Origin of the sequence: Streptomyces sp. NPDC049040, from assembly GCF_043197715.1 — a bacterium.
Classification (GTDB): Bacteria; Actinomycetota; Actinomycetes; order Streptomycetales; family Streptomycetaceae; genus Actinacidiphila.
The window spans coordinates 19,274-42,165 of record NZ_JBICTO010000025.1 but is presented as its reverse complement, the minus strand read 5'-3'; the positions used below and the strand labels follow the sequence as shown (position 1 = coordinate 42,165).

18 protein-coding genes are annotated in these 22,892 nt (G+C 71.9%); 11 read left to right on the top strand and 7 right to left on the bottom strand.

Annotation, left to right across the window (positions count from 1 at the left end; genetic code table 11):
* Nucleotides 1–206 precede the first annotated feature (206 nt).
* The gene (locus ACGFMP_RS34110) at nucleotides 207–1,211 is read right to left on the bottom strand and encodes a LacI family DNA-binding transcriptional regulator (RefSeq protein ID WP_393677522.1); all 1,005 of its coding nucleotides are present in this window, start codon (nucleotides 1,209–1,211) and stop codon (nucleotides 207–209) included.
* Nucleotides 1,212–1,404: 193 nt separating this feature from the next.
* Here ACGFMP_RS34110 and ACGFMP_RS34105 point away from each other — a divergent pair, with 193 nt between their 5' ends.
* From ACGFMP_RS34105 to ACGFMP_RS34075, 7 genes are all read left to right on the top strand, one after another.
* Nucleotides 1,405–2,775, top strand: a complete 1,371-nt coding sequence (locus ACGFMP_RS34105) for an ABC transporter substrate-binding protein (protein ID WP_393677520.1) — start codon at nucleotides 1,405–1,407, stop codon at nucleotides 2,773–2,775.
* Between the two features lie 95 nt (nucleotides 2,776–2,870).
* Nucleotides 2,871–3,833, top strand: coding sequence for a carbohydrate ABC transporter permease (locus tag ACGFMP_RS34100; RefSeq protein ID WP_393677518.1), 963 nt, complete (start codon nucleotides 2,871–2,873; stop codon nucleotides 3,831–3,833).
* Nucleotides 3,834–3,861: 28 nt separating this feature from the next.
* Nucleotides 3,862–4,764, top strand: coding sequence for a carbohydrate ABC transporter permease (locus ACGFMP_RS34095; RefSeq protein ID WP_393677516.1), 903 nt, complete (start codon nucleotides 3,862–3,864; stop codon nucleotides 4,762–4,764).
* 88 nt (nucleotides 4,765–4,852) lie between these two features.
* Nucleotides 4,853–6,544, top strand: a complete 1,692-nt coding sequence (locus ACGFMP_RS34090) for a glycoside hydrolase family 13 protein (RefSeq protein WP_393677515.1) — start codon at nucleotides 4,853–4,855, stop codon at nucleotides 6,542–6,544.
* Between the two features lie 135 nt (nucleotides 6,545–6,679).
* Nucleotides 6,680–7,882: a LacI family DNA-binding transcriptional regulator gene (locus tag ACGFMP_RS34085; RefSeq protein WP_393677513.1), complete on the top strand. Its 1,203-nt coding sequence runs from the start codon at nucleotides 6,680–6,682 to the stop codon at nucleotides 7,880–7,882.
* Nucleotides 7,883–7,954: 72 nt separating this feature from the next.
* On the top strand, nucleotides 7,955–8,563 hold the full coding sequence (locus ACGFMP_RS34080) for an ArsR/SmtB family transcription factor (protein WP_393677512.1): 609 nt from the start codon (nucleotides 7,955–7,957) through the stop codon (nucleotides 8,561–8,563).
* Entirely contained in the window at nucleotides 8,560–9,900 is a 1,341-nt protein-coding gene (locus ACGFMP_RS34075; RefSeq protein WP_393677510.1) for an MFS transporter, read from the top strand. The genes ACGFMP_RS34080 and ACGFMP_RS34075 overlap by 4 nt, the downstream gene beginning before the upstream one ends.
* Nucleotides 9,901–9,921: 21 nt before the next feature.
* Here ACGFMP_RS34075 and ACGFMP_RS34070 read toward each other — a convergent pair whose 3' ends face one another.
* The gene (locus ACGFMP_RS34070; protein ID WP_393677509.1) at nucleotides 9,922–11,262 is read right to left on the bottom strand and encodes a phosphatase PAP2 family protein; all 1,341 of its coding nucleotides are present in this window, start codon (nucleotides 11,260–11,262) and stop codon (nucleotides 9,922–9,924) included.
* A gap of 301 nt (nucleotides 11,263–11,563) precedes the next feature.
* Between ACGFMP_RS34070 and ACGFMP_RS34065 the strand changes: the two genes are divergently transcribed.
* On the top strand, nucleotides 11,564–12,175 hold the full coding sequence (locus ACGFMP_RS34065) for a redoxin domain-containing protein (protein WP_393677507.1): 612 nt from the start codon (nucleotides 11,564–11,566) through the stop codon (nucleotides 12,173–12,175).
* A 16-nt stretch (nucleotides 12,176–12,191) separates the two neighbouring features.
* Here ACGFMP_RS34065 and ACGFMP_RS34060 read toward each other — a convergent pair whose 3' ends face one another.
* Nucleotides 12,192–12,848 (bottom strand): TetR/AcrR family transcriptional regulator, encoded by a 657-nt coding sequence (locus tag ACGFMP_RS34060; RefSeq protein ID WP_393677505.1) that lies wholly within the window; start codon nucleotides 12,846–12,848, stop codon nucleotides 12,192–12,194.
* A gap of 122 nt (nucleotides 12,849–12,970) precedes the next feature.
* Between ACGFMP_RS34060 and ACGFMP_RS34055 the strand changes: the two genes are divergently transcribed.
* Entirely contained in the window at nucleotides 12,971–13,510 is a 540-nt protein-coding gene (locus ACGFMP_RS34055; RefSeq protein ID WP_393677503.1) for a carbonic anhydrase, read from the top strand.
* 51 nt (nucleotides 13,511–13,561) lie between these two features.
* Here the strand turns inward: ACGFMP_RS34055 and ACGFMP_RS34050 are convergent, their stop codons facing one another.
* Entirely contained in the window at nucleotides 13,562–14,002 is a 441-nt protein-coding gene (locus ACGFMP_RS34050; RefSeq protein WP_393677502.1) for a hypothetical protein, read from the bottom strand.
* A 592-nt stretch (nucleotides 14,003–14,594) separates the two neighbouring features.
* Here ACGFMP_RS34050 and ACGFMP_RS34045 point away from each other — a divergent pair.
* Nucleotides 14,595–17,006, top strand: coding sequence for an ATP-binding protein (locus ACGFMP_RS34045; RefSeq protein ID WP_393677501.1), 2,412 nt, complete (start codon nucleotides 14,595–14,597; stop codon nucleotides 17,004–17,006).
* A gap of 89 nt (nucleotides 17,007–17,095) precedes the next feature.
* Here ACGFMP_RS34045 and ACGFMP_RS34040 read toward each other — a convergent pair whose 3' ends face one another.
* The 3 genes from ACGFMP_RS34040 to ACGFMP_RS34030 form a co-directional block, all read right to left on the bottom strand.
* Nucleotides 17,096–17,860 carry an alpha/beta fold hydrolase gene (locus ACGFMP_RS34040; protein WP_393677499.1) on the bottom strand — a complete coding sequence of 255 codons (765 nt, stop codon included), beginning with the start codon at nucleotides 17,858–17,860 and terminating at the stop codon, nucleotides 17,096–17,098.
* A gap of 102 nt (nucleotides 17,861–17,962) precedes the next feature.
* Nucleotides 17,963–19,777 carry an ABC transporter permease/substrate binding protein gene (locus ACGFMP_RS34035; protein WP_393677497.1) on the bottom strand — a complete coding sequence of 605 codons (1,815 nt, stop codon included), beginning with the start codon at nucleotides 19,775–19,777 and terminating at the stop codon, nucleotides 17,963–17,965.
* On the bottom strand, nucleotides 19,770–21,020 hold the full coding sequence (locus ACGFMP_RS34030) for a glycine betaine/L-proline ABC transporter ATP-binding protein (RefSeq protein ID WP_393677496.1): 1,251 nt from the start codon (nucleotides 21,018–21,020) through the stop codon (nucleotides 19,770–19,772). Before ACGFMP_RS34030 ends, ACGFMP_RS34035 begins: the two co-directional genes overlap by 8 nt.
* Before the next feature lie 1,241 nt (nucleotides 21,021–22,261).
* On the opposite strand from ACGFMP_RS34030, the gene ACGFMP_RS34025 reads away from it, so the two are divergent.
* Nucleotides 22,262–22,891, top strand: coding sequence for an SIS domain-containing protein (locus ACGFMP_RS34025; protein ID WP_393677494.1), 630 nt, complete (start codon nucleotides 22,262–22,264; stop codon nucleotides 22,889–22,891).
* Nucleotide 22,892 lies beyond the last annotated feature (1 nt).

Here is a 22,892-nt window from a genome sequence, read left to right as displayed (position 1 = left end):
CCCGGCGCATGGCGGGGGCAATGCGCCCGGTCGATCCCGCGCGGGGGCGGCGCGGCGCGTGGAATCCGGCTGCCGCCCCTGACAAGTACGCGGACCTGCGGGGACGTTGGCACCGCCGCGCCGGCCTTGCAGCCGTCCGTGCATGCGGCGAAGCTTTTCCGTCCGTTTCTTGCTCGGATTTCCCTGGCGGGCGGCCGGGGCGGCGCTCAGGGGCTGTCGCGGGGTGCGGGGGCTGGTGCGGTGGAGTGTCGGACGACGAGTTCGGGTTCGTGGAGGAGTTCTTTGGGGGTGGGGTTGGTGCCGTTGATCTGGTTGGCGAGGAGGGTGACGGCGGCGCGTGACATGGCTTCTATGGGTTGGCGCAGGGTGGTGAGGGGTGGGTCGGTGTAGTTCATGAAGGCGGAGTCGTCGTAGCCGACGACGGAGAGGTCGCGGGGGACGGTGAGTCCTTGGCGGCGTGCGGCGCGGATGGCGCCGAGGGCGAGGACGTCGCTGCCGCAGATGAGTGCGGTGATGCCGGTGGTGAGGAGTTCGGTGGCGACGGCTTGGCCGCCTTCGAAGGAGAACAGGGCGTGGCCGATGGGGTGGTGGGTGTGGGGGGTGGTGGTGCGGTGGGTGAGGGTGGTGAAGGCGGCGGCTTTGCGTCGGGAGGGGGTGTGGTCGGCGGGGCCGACCATCAGGCCGATGCGGGTGTGGCCCAGTGAGGTCAGGTGGGCGTAGGCCTGCTGGACCGCGGCCACGTCATCGGTCGACACCTGCGGAAAACCGCCGTGGTCGACGGCGGCGTTCAACAGCACCACGGGGACGTTGCGTTCCTTCAGTGCCGCGCTCTCGTCCTCGGTGAGCCCGCCGCAGAAGATGACACCTGAGACCTGCTGGTCCAGCAGCATCGTCACGTACTCGGCCTCGGTCAGGCCGCCCGCCGACCTGGTGCACAACACGGGGGTGAAGCCGAGTTGGACCAGGGCGCCGCCGGCGACCTCGGCGAGCGCGGGGAAGATCGGGTTCTGCAGCTCCGGCAGCACCAGGCCCACCAACCGCGCCCGCACCCCGCGTAGTTGGGTCGGACGCTCGTAGCCCAGCACGTCCAGCGCCGTCAGCACCGCCTGCCGGGTGCTGTCCGAGACCCCGGGCCTGCCGTTCAGCACCCGGCTCACCGTCGCCTCGCTGACCCCGACCTTCTGGGCCACCTGCACGAGTTTGCGTACCATGAGCGCACTATATCCGCGGTTCGCTGTTGATTTTCTGCATCTTTCTTGCATCCCTTCCAAGCCTGCGTGACGCGTCCGTATGGTTTTTGCGTAAATGTGTTTCCGCATTGCGTGCCTGGTGAGAGCGACGTAACTTGTGCGTCACCTCGGGGGCGGCCGACCCCTCCATCACCCTCATGACCAGGGACGATCCATGACCGGTTTCGCGGCGGGCAGCAGAGCCCGCATCGCCCTCGCCGTCGCCACGGCGGCGGGACTCGCCCTCGCAGCGAGCGGCTGCGGCGGCTCCTCCGGCTCGTCGGCCTCATCCGACGGCACCGTCACCATCACGGTGAACGACATGCCCGCCAAGACCGATCCGGTGAACCGGAAGTTCTTCCTGGCGGACGTCTCGGCCTTCGAGAAGCTGCACCCGAAGATCAAAGTGGTCCCGCACGAGGGCCAGATGGACCCCCAGACCTTCGCCACCAAACTGGCCGGCGGCCAGTTGGAGAACGCGTTCTACGTCTACTACACCGACCCGGCGGGTCTGATCGCCAAGCACCAGGCGGCCGACATCACCCCGTACCTGTCGCAGTTCCCCGCCGTGGAACAGGTCAAGCCGCAGCTGCGCAAGGTCTTCCAGGACGCCGGCGGACACACCTACGGCCTGCCCGAGGGCAACTACTCGATGGGCCTGGTCTACAACCGGGCGCTCTTCCGGCAGGCCGGGCTCGACCCGGACAAGCCGCCGACGACCTGGGACGAGGTGAGGGCAGACGCCGCCAGGATCGCCGCCCTGGGCAAGGGCGTCGTCGGCTACGGGGACTACAGCAAGTCCAACACCGGCGGCTGGCACTTCACCGCCGAGATGTACTCGCGCGGCGGCGACGTGGCGAAGCAGCAGCCCGGCGGCGGCTGGAAGGCCGACTTCGACAACGCCACCGGCAAGGCCGTCCTCCAGCAGCTGCACGACATGCGCTGGAGCGACCGGTCCATGGGCGAGCGGCAGTTGCTGGAGTGGGCGGACCTGCTCCAGATGATGGGCGCGGGCAAGCTCGGCATGTACCTCGCCACCGCCGACAACATCCCCACCATCGCCTCGCAGTACAAGGGCGACCCCAAGGACTACGGTCTCGGCCCGATCCCCGGCGGCAAGGGCACCCTGGCAGGCGGCGGCGGGTTCATGTTCAGCCCGCGGGACACCCCCGCGCAGATCAAGGCGGCCATGGCCTGGGTGGCCTTCAAGTACGAGAACCCCGACCGCATCGAGGCGGGCGCCCAGCGGACGGCGCAGGCCGGGCAGCCGGTCGGCCTGCCCGAGCCCAACATCTGGACCGGCGCCGCCGCGCAGACCAAGGCCGCCGCCGACAAGAAGTACGCCAACCAGCCGGTCGCCAACTACGCGCCCTTCCAGCATGCCCTGCCCGGCATCCCGCTGGTGCTCGAACCGCCCAAGGCGCAGCAGATCTACGCGGTGATCGACACCGCCATGGCCAAGGTCCTCACCGAGAAGGACGCCGACATCGACGCCCTGCTGTCGGCCGCCTCGCGGCAGGTCGACTCCCTGCTCGCGGCCCGGTAGACCGCCCCGCCCGGAACCCCCGTCCCCGCACCAGCCCGCGGGCCCGCCCGGCGCCTGACCGGCGCGGCCCGCGGGCGCCGAGCAAGGAGTTTCCCATGGCCACCTCGCTGGCCCCCCTCCGTCCCGGATCCCCCGCGGCACCGGCCCGCGGCCGGACCGGGGAGCGCTCCGCGCGCCGCGCCCGGCTGCGCCGCCGGGTCGCCGACAACGCCCTGGCGTACGCCTTCATGGCGGCCGGCATCGTCTGCTTCGCGCTGTTCTCGTGGTATCCGCTGTTCCGCGGCATCGTCCTGAGCTTCCAGCAGGACAACCTGATCACCGACCCGCAGTGGGTGGGCCTCGACAACTACCACCACCTCTTCGCCGACCCGCTCTTCTGGACCGCCTGGAAGAACACCGCCGAGTTCACGGGACTCGCCCTGCTGCTCGGCTACGCGGTGCCGTTCGCCATCGCCGTACTGCTCAACGAACTGCGGCACTTCAAGGGGTACTTCCGCATCGCGGTCTACCTGCCGGTGATGCTGCCGCCGATCGTCAGCGTGATGCTGTGGCAGTTCTTCTACGACCCGGGCGGCGGCCTGTTCAACACCGCGCTGCGCGGCGCGCACCTGCCCACCTCGCAGTGGATCCAGTCGCCGCACACCGCGATGATCTCGCTGGTGCTGGTGTCCACCTGGGCCAACATGGGCGGTGCGACGCTGATGTACCTGGCCGCGCTCCAGGCCATCCCCGGCGAGCTGTTCGAGGCGGCGGAGCTGGACGGCGCCGGCGTCTGGGCCCGGCTGCGGCACGTGACCCTGCCGCAGATGCGCTTCATCATGCTCGTCCTGCTGCTCCTCCAGATCATCTCCACCATGCAGGTCTTCATCGAGCCCTTCCAGCTCACCGGCTTCACCGACCCGTCGACCATCACCGTGATGACGCTGATCTACCGCTACGCCTTCGCCGTCAACAACGACTTCGGGCTCGCCGCGTCGATGAGCGTGCTGCTCTTCGCCGTGCTCGGCGTCTTCGCCGCGCTCTATCTGCGGCTGACCCGCGAGTCCGACCAGGGATGAAGAACAGAGGAGCACGAGGGACCACGACATGACCGCATCCGCCTCCCCCGCCACCCGCAGCCTGATCTCCGACCAGGAACTCGCCAGGCCGCGCAACCGCGCGCTCTATTTCACGGTGCTGGCCCTCACCGCCGCGCTGTTCGCCGCCGCATTCCTCTTCCCGCTGTACTGGATGGCGAGTTCGGCGCTGGAGACACCGCGCGAGTTCGCCGCACGGACACCGACGCTGCTGCCCGCGTCCGTGCACGCCACCGCGTACCGCGACGCGTGGACCCAGATGGACATCGCGCACTTCTTCCTCAACACCGCCTGGTACGCGGCCGGCGGCTGGCTGATCCAGATGTCGGTGGACGTGTGCGCCGCCTATGCGCTGTCCAAACTGCGGCCCGCCTTCGGCAAGGTGATCTTCGCCGGGATGCTGGCCAGCCTGATGCTGCCCGCCGCGGCGCTGCTGGTGCCCGCCTACCTCACGGTCTCCGACCTGCCGCTGCTGCACCTCAACCTGCTCAACACCCCCTGGGCGCTGTGGCTCCCGGGCGCGGCCAACGCCTTCAACATCTACGTGCTGCGCCGTTTCTTCGACCAGATCCCCGGTGAGCTCCTGGACGCCGCGAGCATCGACGGCGCGTCCCGGCTGCAGACCCTGCTGCGGGTGGTGCTGCCGCTGTCGCGTCCGGTACTCGCGGTGATCTCCGTCTTCGCGGTCGTCGGGATGTGGAAGGACTTCCTCTGGCCGCTGCTGGTGCTCCAGGACCCCGACAAGCAGACGCTGTCGGTCGCGCTGCACCGGCTTTCCACCTCCACCACGCAGGTGCCGCCCACCGAGATGATCGCCGGCCTGTCCATCGCCGCGGTGCCGATGATCGTGCTCTTCCTGCTCTTCCAGCGGCACATCCTCGGCGGTCTGTCCGCGGGAGCGCTGAAGGGCTGACCGCTGCCGCGTCCCGCCCCGGCCGCCGTGCCCCGGCGGCCCGGTCGTCGCCGCCCTCGACCCGGCGTTTTGTCCGTTTCACCCTGTCATGCCCGCACGTTCGATCAAGGAGTCCGCCCCCGTGGCCGATCAGCCCACCTCCGCCCCGCACGCCCAGTGGTGGCGTGACGCCGTCATCTACCAGGTCTACCCGCGCTCGTTCGCCGACAGCGACGGCGACGGGATCGGTGACCTGACCGGTGTACGCGACCGCCTGGACTATCTGGCCGACCTCGGCGTGGACGCCCTGTGGTTCAGCCCCTGGTACGCCTCCCCGCAGGCCGACGCTGGATACGACGTCGCCGACTACCGGCGCATCGACCCCGTGTTCGGCACCCTGGAGCAGGCCGAGGCCCTGATCGCCGAGGCCCACGACCTCGGCCTGAAGATCGTCGTCGACGTGGTGCCGAACCACGTCTCCGACCGGCACGCCTGGTTCCAGGAGGCCCTGGCGGCAGGGCCGGGCGCCGAGGCCCGCGAGCTGTTCTGGTTCCGTCCCGGCCGCGGCCGGGACGGGGAACTTCCGCCCAACGACTGGCAGTCCGTCTTCGGCGGCCCCGCCTGGACCCGTACCGCCAACCCCGACGGCACCCTCGGCGAGTGGTACCTGCACCTCTTCGCACCCGAGCAACCGGACCTGAACTGGAACAACCCCAAGGTCCGCGAGGAGCACGAGAGCGTCCTGCGCTTCTGGTTCGACCGCGGCGCGGACGGGGTGCGGATCGACTCCGCGACGATGCCCGCGAAGGACCCTGCGCTGCCGGACTTCGACCCGGCCGCGCCGCCGGTCCCGCACCCGTACATCGACCGCGACGACGTCCACGGCATCTACCGCGCCTGGCGGGCGCTCGCCGAGAGCTACCCGCAGCCGCGCGTGCTGATCGGCGAGGTGTGGCTCGCCGACCCGGTGCGCTTCGCCCACTACCTGCGGCCCGACGAGATGCACAGCGCCTTCAACTTCGACTACCTCAACTGCCCGTGGGACGCGGCGGAGCTGCGCCGGGCCATCGACGCGACGCTGTCCGCGCACGCCGCGGTCGGCGCCCCCGCCACCTGGGTGCTGTCCAGCCACGACGTCACCCGGCACGTGACCCGCTACGGCCGCTCCGACACCTCCTTCGCGCTGTCCCTGCGCCAGAACGGCACACCGACCGACCTGGAGCTGGGCACCCGCAGGGCGCGGGCGGCGCTGCTGCTCGACCTCGCGCTGCCGGGCGGCTGCTACCTCTACCAGGGCGAGGAACTCGGCCTGTGGGAGGTGGAGGACATCCCCGACGGCCTGCGCCAGGACCCGATCTTCCACCGCACCGGGGGTTCCGACATCGGCCGCGACGGCTGCCGGGTGCCGCTGCCGTGGTCCGGTGACCGGCCACCCTTCGGGTTCAGCCCCGCGGACGCCACCGCACCCCCGTGGCTGCCGCAGCCCGAGCAGTGGGCCGGGTACACCGCGCAGGCGCAGGACGGCAGGCCAGACTCGATGCTCACCTTCTACCGGGCGGCCCTGGGGCTGCGCCGCACCGAGCGGGGGCTGCACGGCGACGGCTTCCGCTGGCTGCCCGACAGCGCCCCGGGCGTCCTGGCCTTCGCCCGCGGCGACGGCTTCGCCTGCGTGGCGAACCTCTCGGGCACGGCGGTGCCGCTGCCCGCGGACGCCGAGGTCGTCCTTGCCAGCGCAGCCGGCTTCGACCCCGCGGCGGGCGAACTGCCCGACGACACCACCGTGTGGCTGCGGCGGCACTGACCCGGATCCGGCCGCCGCGGGAAGCCCGGCGGCCGGCCCCGCGGCGCCCGCCGCGACCCGACAGCCATCCGACAGAGCCCGGCACGGCCCAGGAAACGACCCGGCACGACCCGAAGAGGAAGGAGGCGGCGCGTCATGACTCGGAGACTGGCGGAGGTGGCCAGGCGGGTGGGGGTCAGCGAGGCGACGGTGAGCCGGGTGCTGAACGGCAGGCCCGGGGTCTCGGACAGCACCCGGCAGGCGGTGCTGACGGCGCTGGACGTGCTGGGCTACGAGCGCCCGACCCAGTTGCGCGGGGTGCGGGCGCGGTTGGTGGGCCTGGTGCTGCCGGAGCTGCAGAACCCGATCTTCCCCGCGCTCGCCGAGGTCGCCGGCGGCGCCCTGGTCCAACTCGGCTTCACCCCCGTGCTCTGCACCCGCACCGCGGGCGGCCTGACCGAGGCCGAGTACGTGACGATGCTGCTGGACCAGCAGGTCTCAGGCGTCATCTTCTGCGGCGGCCTGAGCACCGACGAATACGGCACGCTGCTCCAGCGGGGCGTCCCTGTCGTCCTGCTCAACGCGGCGGTCGACTCGGCGGCGATCCAGGCGGCGCGGCAGCGCGACCGGCCCGCCGCCGCGCAGGGCAGGTCGGGCGGCAGGCCCGGGTACGAAGGCGGCGCCGGCGGATACGCCGTCCGCCCGGCCGGCCGGGACGCCGCACGGCCCCAGGGCGGCCAGGCGGACCGCCCGGTCCACCGCCCGGTCGGTTTTCCGCAGGTGTCGACCGATGACGTGGCCGCGGTCCAGCAGGCCTACGCCCACCTGACCTCACTGGGCCACACCCGCATCGGCCTGATGGTCGGCCCCGCCGACCACACCCCCTCCCGACGCAAAGCCGCCGCCTTCACCACCCTCACCCACCGCACCACCACCCCCCACACCCACCACCCCATCGGCCACGCCCTGTTCTCCTTCGAAGGCGGCCAAGCCGTCGCCACCGAACTCCTCACCACCGGCATCACCGCACTCATCTGCGGCAGCGACGTCCTCGCCCTCGGCGCCATCCGCGCCGCACGCCGCCAAGGACTCACCGTCCCCCACGACCTCTCCGTCGTCGGCTACGACGACTCCGCCTTCATGAACTACACCGACCCACCCCTCACCACCCTGCGCCAACCCATAGAAGCCATGTCACGCGCCGCCGTCACCCTCCTCGCCAACCAGATCAACGGCACCAACCCCACCCCCAAAGAACTCCTCCACGAACCCGAACTCGTCGTCCGACACTCCACCGCACCAGCGCGCCCGGCCGCGGTCCTCGCCTCCCCGGGGCTGCGTGCGGTGCGGGCCGACTGACCGGCCGCGACACGGCACCCTGCCTTGCAGCGTTTCCTTTGCAGAGAATCCTCTGCAAGATAGGCTGCCGGTATGTCCGACGAACCCGAAGGCACACCGCGGCCCGCCGCACGGCCCACCCGCCGCATCGACGCACGCAGCCTGCGCGGGCTGGCCCATCCGCTGCGGATGAACATCTTCGAGCTGCTGAGCCTTGACGGGCCTGCCACCGCCACCGGTCTCGCCGAACGCCTCGGCGAGAACACCGGCACCGTCAGCTGGCACCTGCGGCACCTCGCCGAGCACGGCTTCATCGAGGAGGAGGTCGGCCGGGGCACGAAACGCGAGCGCTGGTGGAAAAGGGTCGGCGTCACGAACGAGCTGAACACCGCCGACTTCCGCGACGACCCCGACTCCAGCGGGGCACTGTCGGTCTACCTGCACGAGCTGGTGCAGCTCTACTTCAGCCGGGTCGTGAAGTACGTCGGCGAGGAGTGGGACGACGGCTGGCGGAGCGCCGGCACCATCTCGGACTGGCGCGACCTGCGGATGACGCCCGACCAGCTGGCGGCACTCAACGCGGAGCTGATGGCCGTAGTCGCCCGTCACACCCCGGCGCAGGACGCCGAGCCCGCCCCCGACGCGCGACCCGTCGTGGTGCAGCTCCAGTCCTTCCCGCGCAAGGAACGCGGCACCGGATGAGCCGGCGCGCACCCGGCGGCCTCCTGCGCCGCCACCGCGATTTCCGCCTGCTGTGGTGCGGCGAGACGGCGGGCAAGTTCGGCGCGTCCGTCACCGGGGTGGCGATGCCGCTGGTCGCCGTCTCCACCGTGCACGCCGGCACCTTCGAGGTCGGCCTGCTGAGCGCGGCGAGCTGGGCCCCCTGGCTGGTGATCGGCCTGCCGGCCGGCGTCTGGGTGGACCGGATGCCGCGCAGACCGATCATGCTGGCGGCCGCCGCGGTCTCCCTCGTGCTCTTCGCCGGACTGCCGGTCGCCGCGCGATTCGGCCGGCTGAGCATCGGGCTGCTGCTGGCCGTCGCACTGCTGGCAGGCACCGCCGCGGTCTTCTTCCAGACCGCCTACAGCGCCTACCTCCCCGACATCCTGGAACCCGACGACCAGCCGGAGGGCAATGCCAAACTGCACGGCAGCGCGTCCGCCGCGCAGATCGCCGGGCTCGGCTCCGGCGGCCTGATCGCCCAGGTGGCGGGCGCCGTGAACGGGCTGTTCGCCAACGCGGCGACCTTCCTCGTCTCCCTGGTCTGCCTGACCCGCATCCGGCACCGCGAGCCGCCGGCGGCCAAGGCCGCGCGTCGTCCCAGGGCGCTGGCCGGCGAGGTCGGCGAGGGACTGAGGCTGATCATGGGCGACCCCTGGTTCCGCACGCTGACGCTCTTCGGGGCGGCCTCCAACCTGGCCCTGATGGGATACCAGTCGATCCAGGTGGTCTTCCTCGTCAGGAGCGTCGGCCTGGCCCCTGGCACGGTCGGCTCGCTCATCGCGGCGACCAGTGCCGGAGGTGTCGCCGGTGCCTTCGCGGCGCGCCGGGTCGCCACCCGGATCGGCACCGCCCGCGCGACGCTGCTGTTCGAACTGGGCCTCGCCGTCCCGGCGGTCCTCATGCCGATGACCGTCGGCGGAGCCGGGGTCCTGCTCTTCGTGGCGGGCGGCTTCTGCGTCTCGGCGGGAGTCGTGGCCGGCAACATCATCAAGGCGAGTTTCCAGCAGCGCTACTGCCCGCCGGAGGTCCTGGGCCGCCTCACCGCGAGCACGGCCTTCCTCAGCTACGGCGCGATCCCGCTGGGCGCGCTGCTCGGCGGCGCGCTCGGATCCACGCTCGGCCTGCGTACCGCGATGGCGGTCACGACGGCAGGCGTCCCGCTGGCCGCCCTGGTCCTCGTCTTCTCCCCGATACGCCGCGTCCGGGACCTGCCGGCATCCCGGCGGCAGAGCCTGCCGGCACGCCACGGCGACATGCCGCCGGTGCGGCGCCGAGGTTCCGCGGCGCCCGAAGCGTACGAGGGGCAGGCACTCTGACCGCTCCGCCGGGACCGCTCGTCAGACCATTTCCGGCAGCGGTTCCCGTTGCTGTGCGGGCATGGTCCTCGGCTCCGCCAGCCGGTTGGCGCGCAGGTAGCCGTGGACCACCGAGACCAGGGCGGCGATGAGAAGTGGTCCTGACACCCAGGGGTGCCGGGCCATTTCCATCGGCAGATAGCGATAGGACAGCAGGAGCGCGACGAATACCGTCACCCCGTAGGCGACCAGCTGGATTCCGGCCCGGTCCCAGCCGCGGTCGAGTGAGCGCAGCGCTCCCTCGATCGTGAGCGCGAAGACCGCGCCCGCGATGAGGTCCACGCCGTAGTGGTAACCGAATCCGAGCGTGGCGCAGAGCGTGGCGACGAGCCAGAAAGCGCCCGCGAACCGCAGTGCCCTCGGGCCCTTGCGGGAATGGATGAAGATGGCGGTGGCCCACGCGGTGTGCAGGCTGGGCATGCAGTTGCGCGGGGTGACGGCGTCGAATGCCATGTGGTGCGGGGAAGTGATCGGCGGCGGCGTGTCGGGCCATATGTTGGCCGCCGCCCAGTGCCCGCCCTCGGTGCCGTAGGCGAATATCGGCCCGACCGTGGGGAAGAGCGCGTAGATACCCGGTCCGAGGAGGCCGATGACCAGGAAGGTGCGCACCAGGTGGTGGCGGGGGAAGCGGCGCTCGTCCGCCACGTCGCGCAGTTGGTAGAGCGACACCACGACCGCGGCGACCGCGAGCTGGATGTAGACGTAGTCGAGCAGGTGGGTGCCGACCGGGCCGGTGGCCGAGACGATCCGGCCCATCAGCCATGACGGGCTGCCCAGCGCGTGATCGGCGGTGGCCGCGTACTGGTCGAAGACGGCGGGCCGGGTCTTGGACGTCATGAGCAGCCAGGTGTCGCCGGTCTTGCGGCCGGTCACCAGCAGCAGGCCGAGCCCGGCGCCCTTCAGCAGCAGGGCGCGCTCCCGGCCGGTGCGGCGCGTGAGCGCGATGACCGCGCAGCCCAGGATCACCCACAGTGGGCCGTTGCCGAAGCTGAACCCGGCGCCGACCGCCAACCGCACCAGCAGGAAGGCGACATCGATACCGATCGCGGCACAGAGGGCGATGAGCCGCTGCCGCCAGGTGAGCACCACCATCGTCAGCGCCATGCTGGCGTAGAGCAGCGCGCCCGACTTGGGGGCGAACACCACCTCGCGGACCTGGCTGGAGATCGGGCCCGGCAGGTCGTAGTGGTGCGCGGCGATCTCGAGCGTGACGAGGAACCCGAGGGCCACCGCGCCCGCCGCCGCCCACAGGGCCACCCGCGGCTCGCGCCACGCGGCGAAGGCGGTTCTGTTGTGTATTCGCGAAAATATCCGCGATGCCATGGTTATCAATTATTTGGTCGATTTGCTAGGTTTTGGAATCATTTTTCACTTTTCGCGCCGGGTGGTACGCATTTCCGGGGAAGGGCGGGCGAAGAGGCCTGTCACCGGGGTTCGAACATGTTAACGGAGCAGGTACACGGGTTCTCGACCCGGTACGGGGAGGTGACGTGCCGACGCTCCGCGACCGCCCGCGGCGACCCCCCGTGCGTGTCGGCGGCCCCGCCGATTCCACAGGGTGTTACCTTGCGTGCGATTCCGATCACCGGGGTGCCGACGCGTGCCACAGCACAGGAGCGGGAAAATGCGTGCAGACATCGTGCCGGGCGGTACCTTCCCCGACTACGAACTCACCGACCACACCCAGGCACGCCGACGGCTGAGCACTCTCCAGGGAATCGATCCGATGATCCTGGTGCTCGCGCGAGGACAATACTGCCCGAAGGACAACCAGCAGCATCTGGAACTTGCGGCGAATTATTCGAAGATCGCCGTCTCCTATACGCAGATCGTCACCATCTCGACCGACAACCTCCTGTCGACCAAGGAATTCCGCGCCGCCGTGGGTGCCCAGTGGACCTTTCTTTCCGACGCCGGCCGCAAGGTGCAGAAAGACCTCGGAATCCAGGAGTACACCGACCCGTACCACGACCCGATGATCCCGTACACACTCGTACTGAAGCCGGGGCTGGTCATCCACAGCCTCTACAACGGCTACTGGTACTGGGGCAGGCCGTCGATGGACGACCTGCAGCGGGACCTGCGCGACGTGCTCCGCGAGGTCCGTCCCGACTGGGATCTCGCCGCCCCCGGGCTGCGCGAGGCCTGGGACGCCGGTGACCGGTCCACGTTCTACCCGTACGAGCAGGACGACCGCACGCACGGGGTCGGGACGCCGGGCACGAAGGCGACCTGACCCCCAGGCGGTCGGCCTACCGCAGGGTCTCGCCGATCATCCTCAGCGCGAGCTCCTCCAGCCGGGCGTGGTCGAGGCCGGGCACGTCACGCAGCGGCCCCTGGCCCGACAGCACCGCCATCCCGTGCACCGTGGACCAGATCGGGTACTCGATCCCGGTCCTGCGCTCCGGGTCGAGCACACCGGCGTCGACCAGTTCGTCCAGCGCGGCCCGCAGCCGGCCCAGCGGCGTGCGATCCGGCCCCGCCGCGTCGTCAGGCGTGCCGTACGCGTGCTGCCGGGGCAGTGCGAAGGCGGTCGCGAACAGCCCCGGCTCGTCGCGGGCGAACGCGAAGTAGGCCGACCCGATCGCCCGCAACCGCTCACCTGCCGCCATGGGGTCGCCGTACTCGCCGGTCACGCTCGCCACTGCCGCCGCCATCCGGTCGGCGAGCTCGCCTATCGCCGCCGCACACACCGCGGCGAGGAGTTCGCTCCGGTCGGCGAAGTGGCGGTAGGCGGCGTTGGGCACCACACCCACGGACCGCGTCGCCTCCCGCAGGACCACGGCATCGGGCCCGCCGCTCCTGGCGAGTTCGAGTCCGGCGGCGACCAGCCCGTCGCGCACCGCGCCACGCGGCCGCCGGCGCGGCTCCGCCGGAGAGGATTCCGCTGCTGGTCGGCCATGGGTCACCGGGCCAGCATAGCGATAGTGGACACTGTCCACTCACCGCACCTAAGGTGGACACTGTCCACCAAGGCGCCGCCGGGCCCCCGCCGCCCCCGTCGCCTGCTCACCGGCGGGAGGGAAGCGCCATGACCAGGTTGACTCCGCTGCTCGCACGCAACGAGCGGTTCGCCCGCGACCACACCCCTGTCGCGCTCGGCCTGCCGACCGCCCAGGTGGTCGTCGTCACCTGCCTCGACCACCGGATCGATCCCGCCGCCGTCCTGGGGCTCGCGCCGGGCGACGCACCGGTCATACGCAATGCCGGAGGGCGGATCACCGGGTCGGTGGTCGACGACCTCGCCTACCTGGCCTACCTGGCCGAGGCGTTGTTCGACGCGAAGGGTCCGCTCTTCGAGGTGGCGATCCTGCACCACACCCAGTGCGGGACCGGATTCCTCGCCGACCCGGCGTTCCTGCACCGGGCCGCGAAGGCGACCGGTGTCGCGGAGCCGGTGCTCGCCGCGTCCGAGGTGGCAGAACCGGACAGGACGGTCCGCGAGGACGTGGAGCGCCTGCTCGGGTCGCCGCTGCTGTCGCCGAAGGTCAGCGTCTCCGGCCATGTGTACGCCGTCGAGACCGGCCGCGTCACGACCGTGGTCGACGCCCTGTCGCCCGCGGCACGTTGACCCGCCCGCCGCGCAGGTCGCGGCGGGCGGCGTCTGGCCGGCCTCCGGCGGTCAGCTGTAGGTGACCGAACTGAGGGAGCAGTAGCGGACGAAGGGGCCGGGGTAGACGTACATGTCCTGGCAGTTCCCGTTCGCGCTGATCGTCGAGGTGCCTGGGGTGACGCTGTAGCGGTAGCCCTCCCAGTAGGGGGTCTGCGGCTGGTTGTCGCAGAAGCCGGTGTTGATCGCCAGGGCGGTGGCGGTGGCGGGGATGTACACGGAGAAGTACTTGACGCCGCCGGACGCGTAGCTCGATCCGTCGGGGTAATACCAGCCGGAGCCGTTGTCCACGCTCAGGCCGTACGGCAGGCCGGAGGAACAGCTGAGGGCCACGTTGAACGTGCGCATGGTGTCGGCCGACGCGGACTGCGGCGCGGCGACCGCGAGGAGCAGGACGGCTGCTGCCGCGGAAACGAGCGCGACCGGTCTGCTGCGGAGACGTCGTCTGATCATGGGTTGCACCACGGTCCTTTCCGGCATGCGTGAGTCATGGGTCGATGACGCGGGGGAGGCGGGCGGCGGCGCCCGCGACCGCCGCTTTGGCGCCGAGGGCGGTCCGCGGACACCGCAGGGGGAGCGGCACCGCACCCCGGCGCGGCGCGGCCCGCCGACGTGTGCCCCATGGTGACCGCGTGCCGTACGCGGCACCGGGGATTCCGTGCGCGGCCGAAGACCGCCGAAAAACGGCGCACGCCCCGAGGGCCGTCCTGCGAGCCCCCCGCGGCCACGGGACGGCGGTGACCGCACCGCACCGGCGCCATCGCATGGCACGGCAACGCACGGCTCCGCACCGCACCGCACCGCACAACACCACACCGCACCGGCGCCATCGCGCCGCACCGCCGGCCCGGTCCGGACGCGGCGCGGCCCGAACGCCGCCCGCTGCGAGACATCCCGGCGGTCGGCGGCCACCCCTCCGACACCCGGCACCGTCCGGTCCGACCGCGGAGCAACCCTCAACCCGCCCCCGCAGGCGCTGTTATGCTGCGGCCACGCCATCAGTGTTCGAGTTCGTACTCAACGGAGGACGACGATGGAACCCGGCGTGCGGCAATCCCTTCCCGAACCCCCCGAATGCTCCGTCACCGCCGCGGCGACGGTGCGGACCCGGGAGGACCTCGCCGCGCTGCTGCGGGATCTGCGGCGGCGGCACGCGCGGGGCCGCAGGGACAGCACCCTGACGTACCGCGAACTTGCCGCGAAGACCGGATGGTCGCAGACGGCGGTAGCCGAGTACTTCACCGCCCGCACCCTGCCGCCGACCGACCGCTTCGACGCCCTGCTCGACCTGCTGGGCGCGACGCCCGCGGAGCAGCGCGCGCTGGCCACCGCCCGCGACCGGATCGAGGAGTCCGGCCGCCGGGCCAGGCGCCACGGGACCGCGGCCGCCGCTCCCGCTGCGGTGGCACCCGCCCCGCCGGCGCCGACACCGCGCCAACTGCCCTCGCCGCCCGGCATGTTCACCGGCCGCGCCCGTGAACTGTCCTGCCTCGACGACGCCTTCGACGAGCGGTCGGCAGGCGGCGGCGCGCCCGTGGTCCTCAGCGGGATGGGCGGGGTCGGCAAGACCTGGCTGGCCCTGCACTGGGCCCACGCACGGCTGGACCAGTTCCCCGACGGCCAGCTCCACGCCGACCTCCGCGGGTTCGACCCCACCGGCCGGCCGCTGGAACCCGGGGCCGTCCTGCGGGGGTTCCTCGAGGCCCTGGGCGTCGCCCCCACCGCGGTCCCGGTCGGACAGGAGGCGCAGACCGCGCTCTACCGCAGCCTCACGGCGGGCAGGCGGATGCTCGTCCTGCTGGACAACGCCCGCGACACCGGACAGGTCGTCCCGCTGCTGCCGGGCGGCGCGACGTGCCCGGTGCTGGTCACCAGCCGCAGGCAGCTGACGGGGCTGATCACCGCGCACGGCGCCCGGCCCCTGGCCCTCGGCGTGCTGCCGGGCGACGAGGCCCGCGGGCTGCTCGCCCGCCACCTCGGACGCGGCCGGCTGCGCCTGGAACCCGCGGCGGCGGCCACTTTGCTGGCGTGCTGCGCGGGTCTGCCGCTGGCCCTCGGCATCGTCGCCGCCTGCGCCGCCACCCACCCCGACCTGTCGCTGACGGCCCTGGCCGCCGAGCTGAGCGACGACGCCCACCGGCTCGACGCCCTCGACGCGGGAGAGCCGCAGGCCGATGTGCGCGCCGTACTGTCCTGGTCCACCCGCGCCCTGTCCCCCGGCGGCGCCCGCGCGCTCGCCCTGCTCGGAATCGCTCCCGGCCGGGACATCACCCCCGCCGCCGCCGCGAACCTGCTCGACCTGCCCCCCGCGGCGACCCGCGCCGTGCTGCGGGAGCTGGACCACGCCCACCTGGTCAGGCGATACGGCCCCGAACGCCACCGGATGCACGACCTGCTCAGGCTGCACGCCGCGGAGGAGGCCCGCGACCGCCACACCCCGGCCGAGCAACGGGCGGCGCTGCGCCGGCTGGTGGACTTCTACGTGGCCACCGCCTGCGCGGGCGCCCGATTACTCGCGCCGCACCATCCCGGTGCCGGGGCCGCCGGGTCCGGCCAGGGCGCCGTAGCGCACCCGCTGCCCGACGCGGCGGCGGCGATGGCCTGGTTCGACGCCGAACACGGCAACCTGCTGGCCGTCCAGCAGGCGGCCCGCGGCCACGGCTGGGACTCCCCCGTCCACCGTCTGGCCTGGGCGCTCGACCCCTACCACCGCCGCCGCGGGCTCATCGAGGACCAGGCGGCGGCCTGGCAGCTCGCGGTGGCGGGCGCCGGGGAAGACGAAGAACCCGCTGTCCGCGCCCAGGCCCACCAGATGCTCGGGGACGCGTACGCGCTGCTCGGCAGGACCGCCGACGCCCTGCGGCACCTGGCGCGGGCGCTGGAGCTGGCGGAGCTCGCCGGCGACATCGCCGCCCAGGGCGAGATCCACCACAGCCTCGGCGGCGCCTGGGAGCGGCACGGCGACGACCGCCGCGCCCTGGAACACGCCCTCCGCGCGCTGACGGTCTTCAGGAAGCTGGACAACACCTACCGGCAGGCCCGGGCGCTCAACGGCGTGGGCTGGCTGCGGACCCGGCTCGGCGACCACGCCGAAGCCCGCGCCGACTGCCGGGCGGCCCTCGCGCTGATCCGCAGGAACCCCGCCGACCGCCGCCAGCTCGGCGAATCCAGCATCCTCGACAGCCTCGGATTCATCGCCCACCGGCTGAACGAGCACGACCGGGCCCTGGGCTACTTCCAGCAGGCCCTGGCCATCTGCCGCGCTCAAGGCCACAGCCACCTCGAAGCGGACGTCCTGCACCACATGGCCGAGACCCACCTCGCGCAGCGCCGCCCCGACCGTGCGTACGACAGCTGGCAGCGGGCCCACGAGCTCTACACCGCGCAGCACCGGCTCCCCGACGCCGAACTGGTCCGCCGGCAGCTGGAGGGCCTGGATCGGCCGCCGGTGCGCTGAGCCGCCCGGTGGGCCGCCGCGGCGGGCGACCGGAACCGCGCCCTGCCACGCCGGTCCGCGTACCGGTCGGTGAGGACCGCCGCCGGCCCTCAGCCGGCGTCCGGGTGGAGGAAGTCCACGATCGCCGCCACCAACTCAGGCGCGGCCAGTGCCGTCCTGTGGTCACCGGGGACCGCTGCCCGGGTGCCGTACGGCAGCGAGGCGGCCAACTCGTCCGCGGAGACGGCACGTTCGTCGTCCCCGCCCACCGCGACGAGCGCCGGCACCCGGATGCGGCCGAGCGCCTCCCGCGGCGTGGCGACGATCGAGTCCAGTACGTGCAGCAGCGCGACCGGGTCCTCGCCGCCGGATCGGAGCCGCTGCGCCGCCCGCTCCCCTGGCGAGCCCGGCTCGAAGGCCTCCGTCCCGGCGAAGACCCGCCGCAGGAAGGCGCCCGCCCCGCCTCCGGTGCCGAGCACCTCACGCAGGCCCTGCCCCGCGACCACCGCACGGCCCGGCGCCGCCCCGCGTGCCAGCATCCGCACCACGATGCGGGCCCCGAGCGAATACCCGCCGAGGTCGTAGTCGTCCAGCCCGAGGTGCTCGATCAGGGCGAAGCCGTCGTCGGCGAGCACGTCGGGCGGGTAGGCGGAGGCCTCGTGAGGCTTGGCGCTCCTGCCGTGGCCGCGGAAGTCGGGCATGATCACCCGGTGACCGCGTGCCGCGAGCGTCCCTGCCGTGCCGTGCTCGAACCACAGAGCCGCGTCGCCGGTGATGCCGTGCAGCAGGACCAGTGGCCTGCCCGCACCCACCTCCCGGTAGGCCAGGCGCACACCGTCGCGGCCGGCGAAGAACGTCACTTCCGGACTCACCACGTGCGGGACCCTATACCCGCGGGGCCGGGACACCCTCCCGCGGCCTGCTCCCGCCCGTGTGGGGCACGGGCGCGGCAGGCAGGCCGCGGGAGGGTCCGCCGATCAACCGCCGTTGACCGGAGCCATCTTGTCCACGATGGCGGGGTTCTGCCCGATCCACTTCCGCACGCCCTGGGCGGCGTTGCCCTGGCCCGCTCCCTGGATCGCGGCCTCGAGCGAGCCGAGCTGTGCCTCCGTCATGTGGAACTTCCGCATCCACGCGCTGACCTGGGACAGCTTGGCGCCGCTCGCCTTGTTCGCGAGGTCGTGCACGGAGTCGCCCGGCCCCCACAGGCCCTGGGGGTCGGCCAGCTTGGTCAGGTCGTAGGTGCTGTAGGCCCAGTGCGGGGACCACAGCACGACGGCGACGGGCTTCTTCTGCGCGTAGTCCCGCTTGAGCTCCGCCAGCATGCTCGCGGTGGAGCTGCTCACCACCTGGTAGTCCTTGTCGAGGCCGTAACCGGGCAGGACCGTGGAGCGCAGGAGCTTCATCTCACCGGCGCCTGGCTCGATGCCGATGATCTTCCCGCCGAACTCGGCGCTGCGCCCCTTCAGATCGGCCATGGTCCGCACGCCCTTCACGTAGGACGGTACGGCGACCTCCAGGGAGGTGCGGTCGTACCACGCGCCGAGGTCGGTGTAGTCCCTGCCGTACTGCTTGAGGTAGGACGCGTGCGTGGTGGGCAGCCAGGCGTCCGTCAGGTAGTCGAGCGAGCCGGTCGCAAGACCGGTGAACGCGGCGCCGGGATCGTAGGTGCTGACGGCCGGCTTGTAGCCGCGCTGCTCCAGCACCTCCTGCCACAGGTAGGAGGACGCGATGGACTCGTCCCAGTTGAAGGAGCCGATCCGCACGGACTGCCCCTTGCCGACGTTCGCCGCCGCGGACACGTGCGGCGCTGAGCCGTTCCCGTTCCCGGCGAACACGCCCATGCAGCAGGCGACCAGGGCAAGGACCGTGACCCCGCAGACGCCCACGGCCGGGCGCGGCCGGTAGCGCAGCACGCGCATGCCGCCGGTGGCGGAGCCGAGCCGGGCCAGCGCCCTGCGGCCCAGCGGTGAGACATGGTCGCCCAGGGCGCCGGTGATCCGGTCCAGGTAGATGGCCAGGACGACCACCGAGACGCCGCCTTCGAAGCCGAGGCCGATGTCGACCTGGCTGATCGCGCCGAACACGGTCGCGCCGAGGCCGGCCGCGCCGACCATGCCGCCGATGACGACCATCGACAGCGCCAGCATGATGACCTGGTTGACGCCCGCCATGATGGTCGGCAGGGCCAGCGGCAGCTGGACCCGCAGCAGCGTTCCCAGCGGCGGGGTGCCGAAGGCGTCGGCGGCCTCGACCAGTTCGGGGTCGACCTGGCGGATGCCGAGTTCCGTCATGCGTACGCCGACCGGAGCGGCGAAGACGATCGTGGCGATCACGGCGGGGACGGTCCCCAGGCTGAAGAAGATGATCGCGGGGATCAGGTAGACGAACGCGGGGAGCGTCTGCATGACGTCCAGCACCGGCCGGATGACCAGGCCGGCCGTGTCGCGGCGGGCCGCCCAGATGCCGAGCGGCACGGCCAGCACGATGGCCGCCGCGCCGGACACGACCACCAGCGACAGCGACTGCATCGCCTGGTCCCACTGGGCGAGCGAGTCGATGAGCGCGAAGCCGGCGAATGCCACCACGCCGGCCAGCAGGCCGCGCATCCAGAAGGCCAGGAGTGCCAGGATGCCGGCCATCAGCAGCGGGGAGGGGCCGCCGAGGACCCATTCCACGCCGTCGTACATGCCGTTGACGACGCTGCTGACGAGGTCGAAGAGCCAGGAGAGGTGGCGGGTCAGCCAGTTCACGGCGTCCTCCGCCCAGTTCCCGAGGTGGATCCTAGGCACTGGCGACCTCCTTCGCCGTGGCGCCGGTATCGCCGCCGTCGGGCGCACCGGCCGGCCCTGACGGGTCGCCGAGCGCCGCGAGCAGCGCGCCGGTGGAGATGACGCCGGTGAGCCGGCCGGTCTCGTCGACCACGGCGAGCGGCAGCGCGGTGCGCGAGGCGGGGGTGAGCAGTCCGGCGAGGGTGGTGTCGGCGCCCGTGGTGACCAGGCCGGTCGCCATCAGGTCGCCCATGGTGTGGCCTGCGTCGTGGTGGCCGTGCAGGGCCTCGCTGACCTGCTCCTCGGTGACGGTGCCGACCGGCTCGCCGCCTGGCCCGACGACGAAGGCGGCGTGCGCGTCGTCGTCCGTGTCGAGGGCGCGCATCGCGTCGTCGGGGCCGCACGCGGGCGTGACGGTGACGGGCTCGGCCATGATCGAGCCGGCGGTGAGCACGCGCGAGCGGTCGACATCCTGGACGAAGCTGGCGACGTAGTCGTCGGCCGGGGCGACGAGGATGTCGGCGGCGGTGCCGACCTGGGCGATCCGGCCGTCCCGCATGACCGCGATGCGGTCACCGAGGTGCATGGCCTCGTTCAGGTCGTGGGTGATGAAGACGATGGTCTTGTGCAGCCGCTGCTGGAGTTCCAGCAGCTGGTCCTGCATGTCGCGGCGGATCAGCGGGTCGAGTGCGGAGAAGGACTCGTCCATCAGCAGCACATCGGCCTCGGTGGCCAGCGCGCGGGCCAGCCCGACTCGCTGCTGCATGCCTCCCGACAGCTCGTCCGGCCAGGACCGCTCCCAGCCGGCCAGGCCGACCAGTGCGAGGGCCTCGGTCGCCCGCTGCTCGCGCTCCTCGCGCGGCCGGCCCTGTACTTCGAGGCCGTAGGCGGCATTCTCCAGGACGCTGCGGTGCGGGAAGAGGGCGAAATGCTGGAAGACCATGCTGATCCTGCGGGAGCGCATGTCGCGCAGGGCCTTCGAGGACAGGGCCGCGAGGTCCTGGCCGTCGAACAACACCCTGCCCGAGGTGGGCTCCAGGAGGCCGTTCAGCATCCGCAGCAGCGTGGACTTGCCCGATCCGGACAGGCCCATGACCACGAAGATCTCGCCGGGTTCCACGGTGAAGGAGGCGTCGATCACCGCTGCGGTGGTACCTCCCTCGCGTAGCTCCTTGCGCTGTGCGCCGCCTTGCAGCCTGCGCACAGCCTCCTTCGGCTTCCGCCCGAAGACCTTGAACACCTGCTCGATGACGAGCTTTGACACGTATACCTACCGGGGCCGGGGACAGGACAGAACCCGGCGGCCGGGCGACGGCGGGCTCCGCGCTCCGCACGGGGACCGTGCGCCGTCACGCAAAACCGCCTCAATGGATCCAGATCGAACCTAACGGCCGCGGGCGGCTGAGTCCCACCTGACCCGTCCGGCGCACATGCACCCGCTCCACGGCCGTGATCGACCGCGTTCCCATGACCGGCGGGCCGGCAAACCGCGAGCGTCGGAACCATGACCCTTCTCACGATCGGGAGGTTGCTTTGAGTCCTATGTCCCTATTTGAGGCCCCCTCGCGTCACGACGCCATGTGACCACCCGTGCACGCTGCGAGTGGACGACCGCCGGCGAACCGGCTTGACGAGCACCCGACAGACCCGGCAAGAATGTCCCATCTTGTGCGCATTTGAACCTCTCTTCATCGTGACCGAATCGTTTTCGGAGCATCCGGGACCAGGCCGCAGTCGGGGGCGGAGTGGCTCCATCGGCGGCGACGCTGACGTCGATCGCGGAAGAGGACCGCGACCGCCCGGGACAGCGGGACCGGCCGAGCAGGGACACACCCGCGCCGACGGCAGCGCACGGTTGGCTTCCGGAACCCGCCGCGCACTCGAACCGCGGCGCCATCGCGGAGCGACACCCTCAGGCGCGAGCGGCACCGCCCCGCCGGTGCCGCGATATACGGCCCGCGATCACCCCCCGCGCCGCGCTCCGCCGCCGAGTGGCCCCTTTTCCGGTTTTCCGGCCGATGTGACCTGCGGCAACACCCGCCGGAACAGCAATTCGCGCGCCTGCGCCACCTTGGCCCGCAGTGGGATTGCCGCGCCCCTCCGGTCGAATTCACCGCGTATTCGTGTACGGATTTCCGGCCTCACCCCGCCGGTGAGGGCGAAGGGCTCCGCCGCCCTATCCGGAATCTCCTGGCGGCGGTGGCGCACCCGGCGACAGACGCGCGCCGGCCGCCCGCGGCACCGTCCGGTTCAGGCCAGCCGCCGGCGGCCCCAGCCGCGCCCGGCACGGCCTGAGCCGCCTCGGGCACCCCGTCCGGCCCCCGCCGGCGTCCGCACGGTTGACCTGCGCGAAGGCCATTTCGTCCCTCCATGAGGCCCTTCCTCAGCCCGGCAATTGGCCATTCAAAGCGGGTTGACGGTCCGCCATATCCCCTGACAAGATCCCGATCCTTCGGTGTTCGAAAACTGGCGATGGGGGATTGTCATGCTGGTGGGAGCGCTCCCATGAACGGACCCGACTCGGGCCCTGTGCCCGCCTCCGTATCGGCAGGCGCCGCCGCCGTGGTCAAGCAGTACGTGGACGACCTGACCCTGGCCCTCGCCCAGATCGAGGTCGGTTCGATGGCCGACGTGCTGGAGACGCTGGTGCTCGCGGTACGCGAGAACCGCCGGGTACTGGTGGCAGGCAACGGCGGCAGCAGCACGGCGGCCGTCCACATCGCCAGTGACCTCATGGCGGCCTCCGCGGATCTCGGCGGGACGGCGCAGGCCGTGGCGCTGACCGAGAACGTCGCCCGGATCACGGCGATCGCGAACGACCACTGCTACGACGAGATCTTCTCCCGGCAGCTGCCCGCCTGGGGACGGCCGCACGACGTCCTGTTGCTGCTGAGCGTCAGCGGCCGCTCGCCCAACCTGGTGCGCGCCGCCGAAGCCGGCCGCGGCCTCGGGATGACCGTGCTGTCCGCCCTCGGCGACCCGGGCGACCTGGTGCGGCTGTCCGACCGATCCGTCGTCTTCGGCCAGGCGGACTACGGCCTCACCGAGGATCTGCACGTGTCGCTCGGCCACATGGCGGTCCGAGTCCTGGGCGGCGGCGACGCCTGCCGCTACCGAGCCGCTGTCGACGGGTGAC

Bases quoted from the DNA above. Each gene is read 5' to 3' on its own strand.
- ACGFMP_RS34110 (WP_393677522.1), bottom strand. From the start codon at position 1,211: ATGGTACGCAAACTCGTGCAGGTGGCCCAGAAGGTCGGGGTCAGCGAG.
- ACGFMP_RS34080 (WP_393677512.1), top strand. From the start codon at position 7,955: ATGTCCGACGAACCCGAAGGCACACCGCGGCCCGCCGCACGGCCCACC.
- ACGFMP_RS34055 (WP_393677503.1), top strand. From the start codon at position 12,971: ATGACCAGGTTGACTCCGCTGCTCGCACGCAACGAGCGGTTCGCCCGC.
- ACGFMP_RS34050 (WP_393677502.1), bottom strand. From the start codon at position 14,002: ATGATCAGACGACGTCTCCGCAGCAGACCGGTCGCGCTCGTTTCCGCG.
- ACGFMP_RS34100 (WP_393677518.1), top strand. From the start codon at position 2,871: ATGGCCACCTCGCTGGCCCCCCTCCGTCCCGGATCCCCCGCGGCACCG.
- ACGFMP_RS34025 (WP_393677494.1), top strand. From the start codon at position 22,262: ATGAACGGACCCGACTCGGGCCCTGTGCCCGCCTCCGTATCGGCAGGC.
- ACGFMP_RS34090 (WP_393677515.1), top strand. From the start codon at position 4,853: ATGCCCGCACGTTCGATCAAGGAGTCCGCCCCCGTGGCCGATCAGCCC.
- ACGFMP_RS34070 (WP_393677509.1), bottom strand. From the start codon at position 11,262: ATGGCATCGCGGATATTTTCGCGAATACACAACAGAACCGCCTTCGCC.
- ACGFMP_RS34085 (WP_393677513.1), top strand. From the start codon at position 6,680: ATGACTCGGAGACTGGCGGAGGTGGCCAGGCGGGTGGGGGTCAGCGAG.
- ACGFMP_RS34065 (WP_393677507.1), top strand. From the start codon at position 11,564: ATGCGTGCAGACATCGTGCCGGGCGGTACCTTCCCCGACTACGAACTC.
- ACGFMP_RS34105 (WP_393677520.1), top strand. From the start codon at position 1,405: ATGACCGGTTTCGCGGCGGGCAGCAGAGCCCGCATCGCCCTCGCCGTC.
- ACGFMP_RS34075 (WP_393677510.1), top strand. From the start codon at position 8,560: ATGAGCCGGCGCGCACCCGGCGGCCTCCTGCGCCGCCACCGCGATTTC.
- ACGFMP_RS34095 (WP_393677516.1), top strand. From the start codon at position 3,862: ATGACCGCATCCGCCTCCCCCGCCACCCGCAGCCTGATCTCCGACCAG.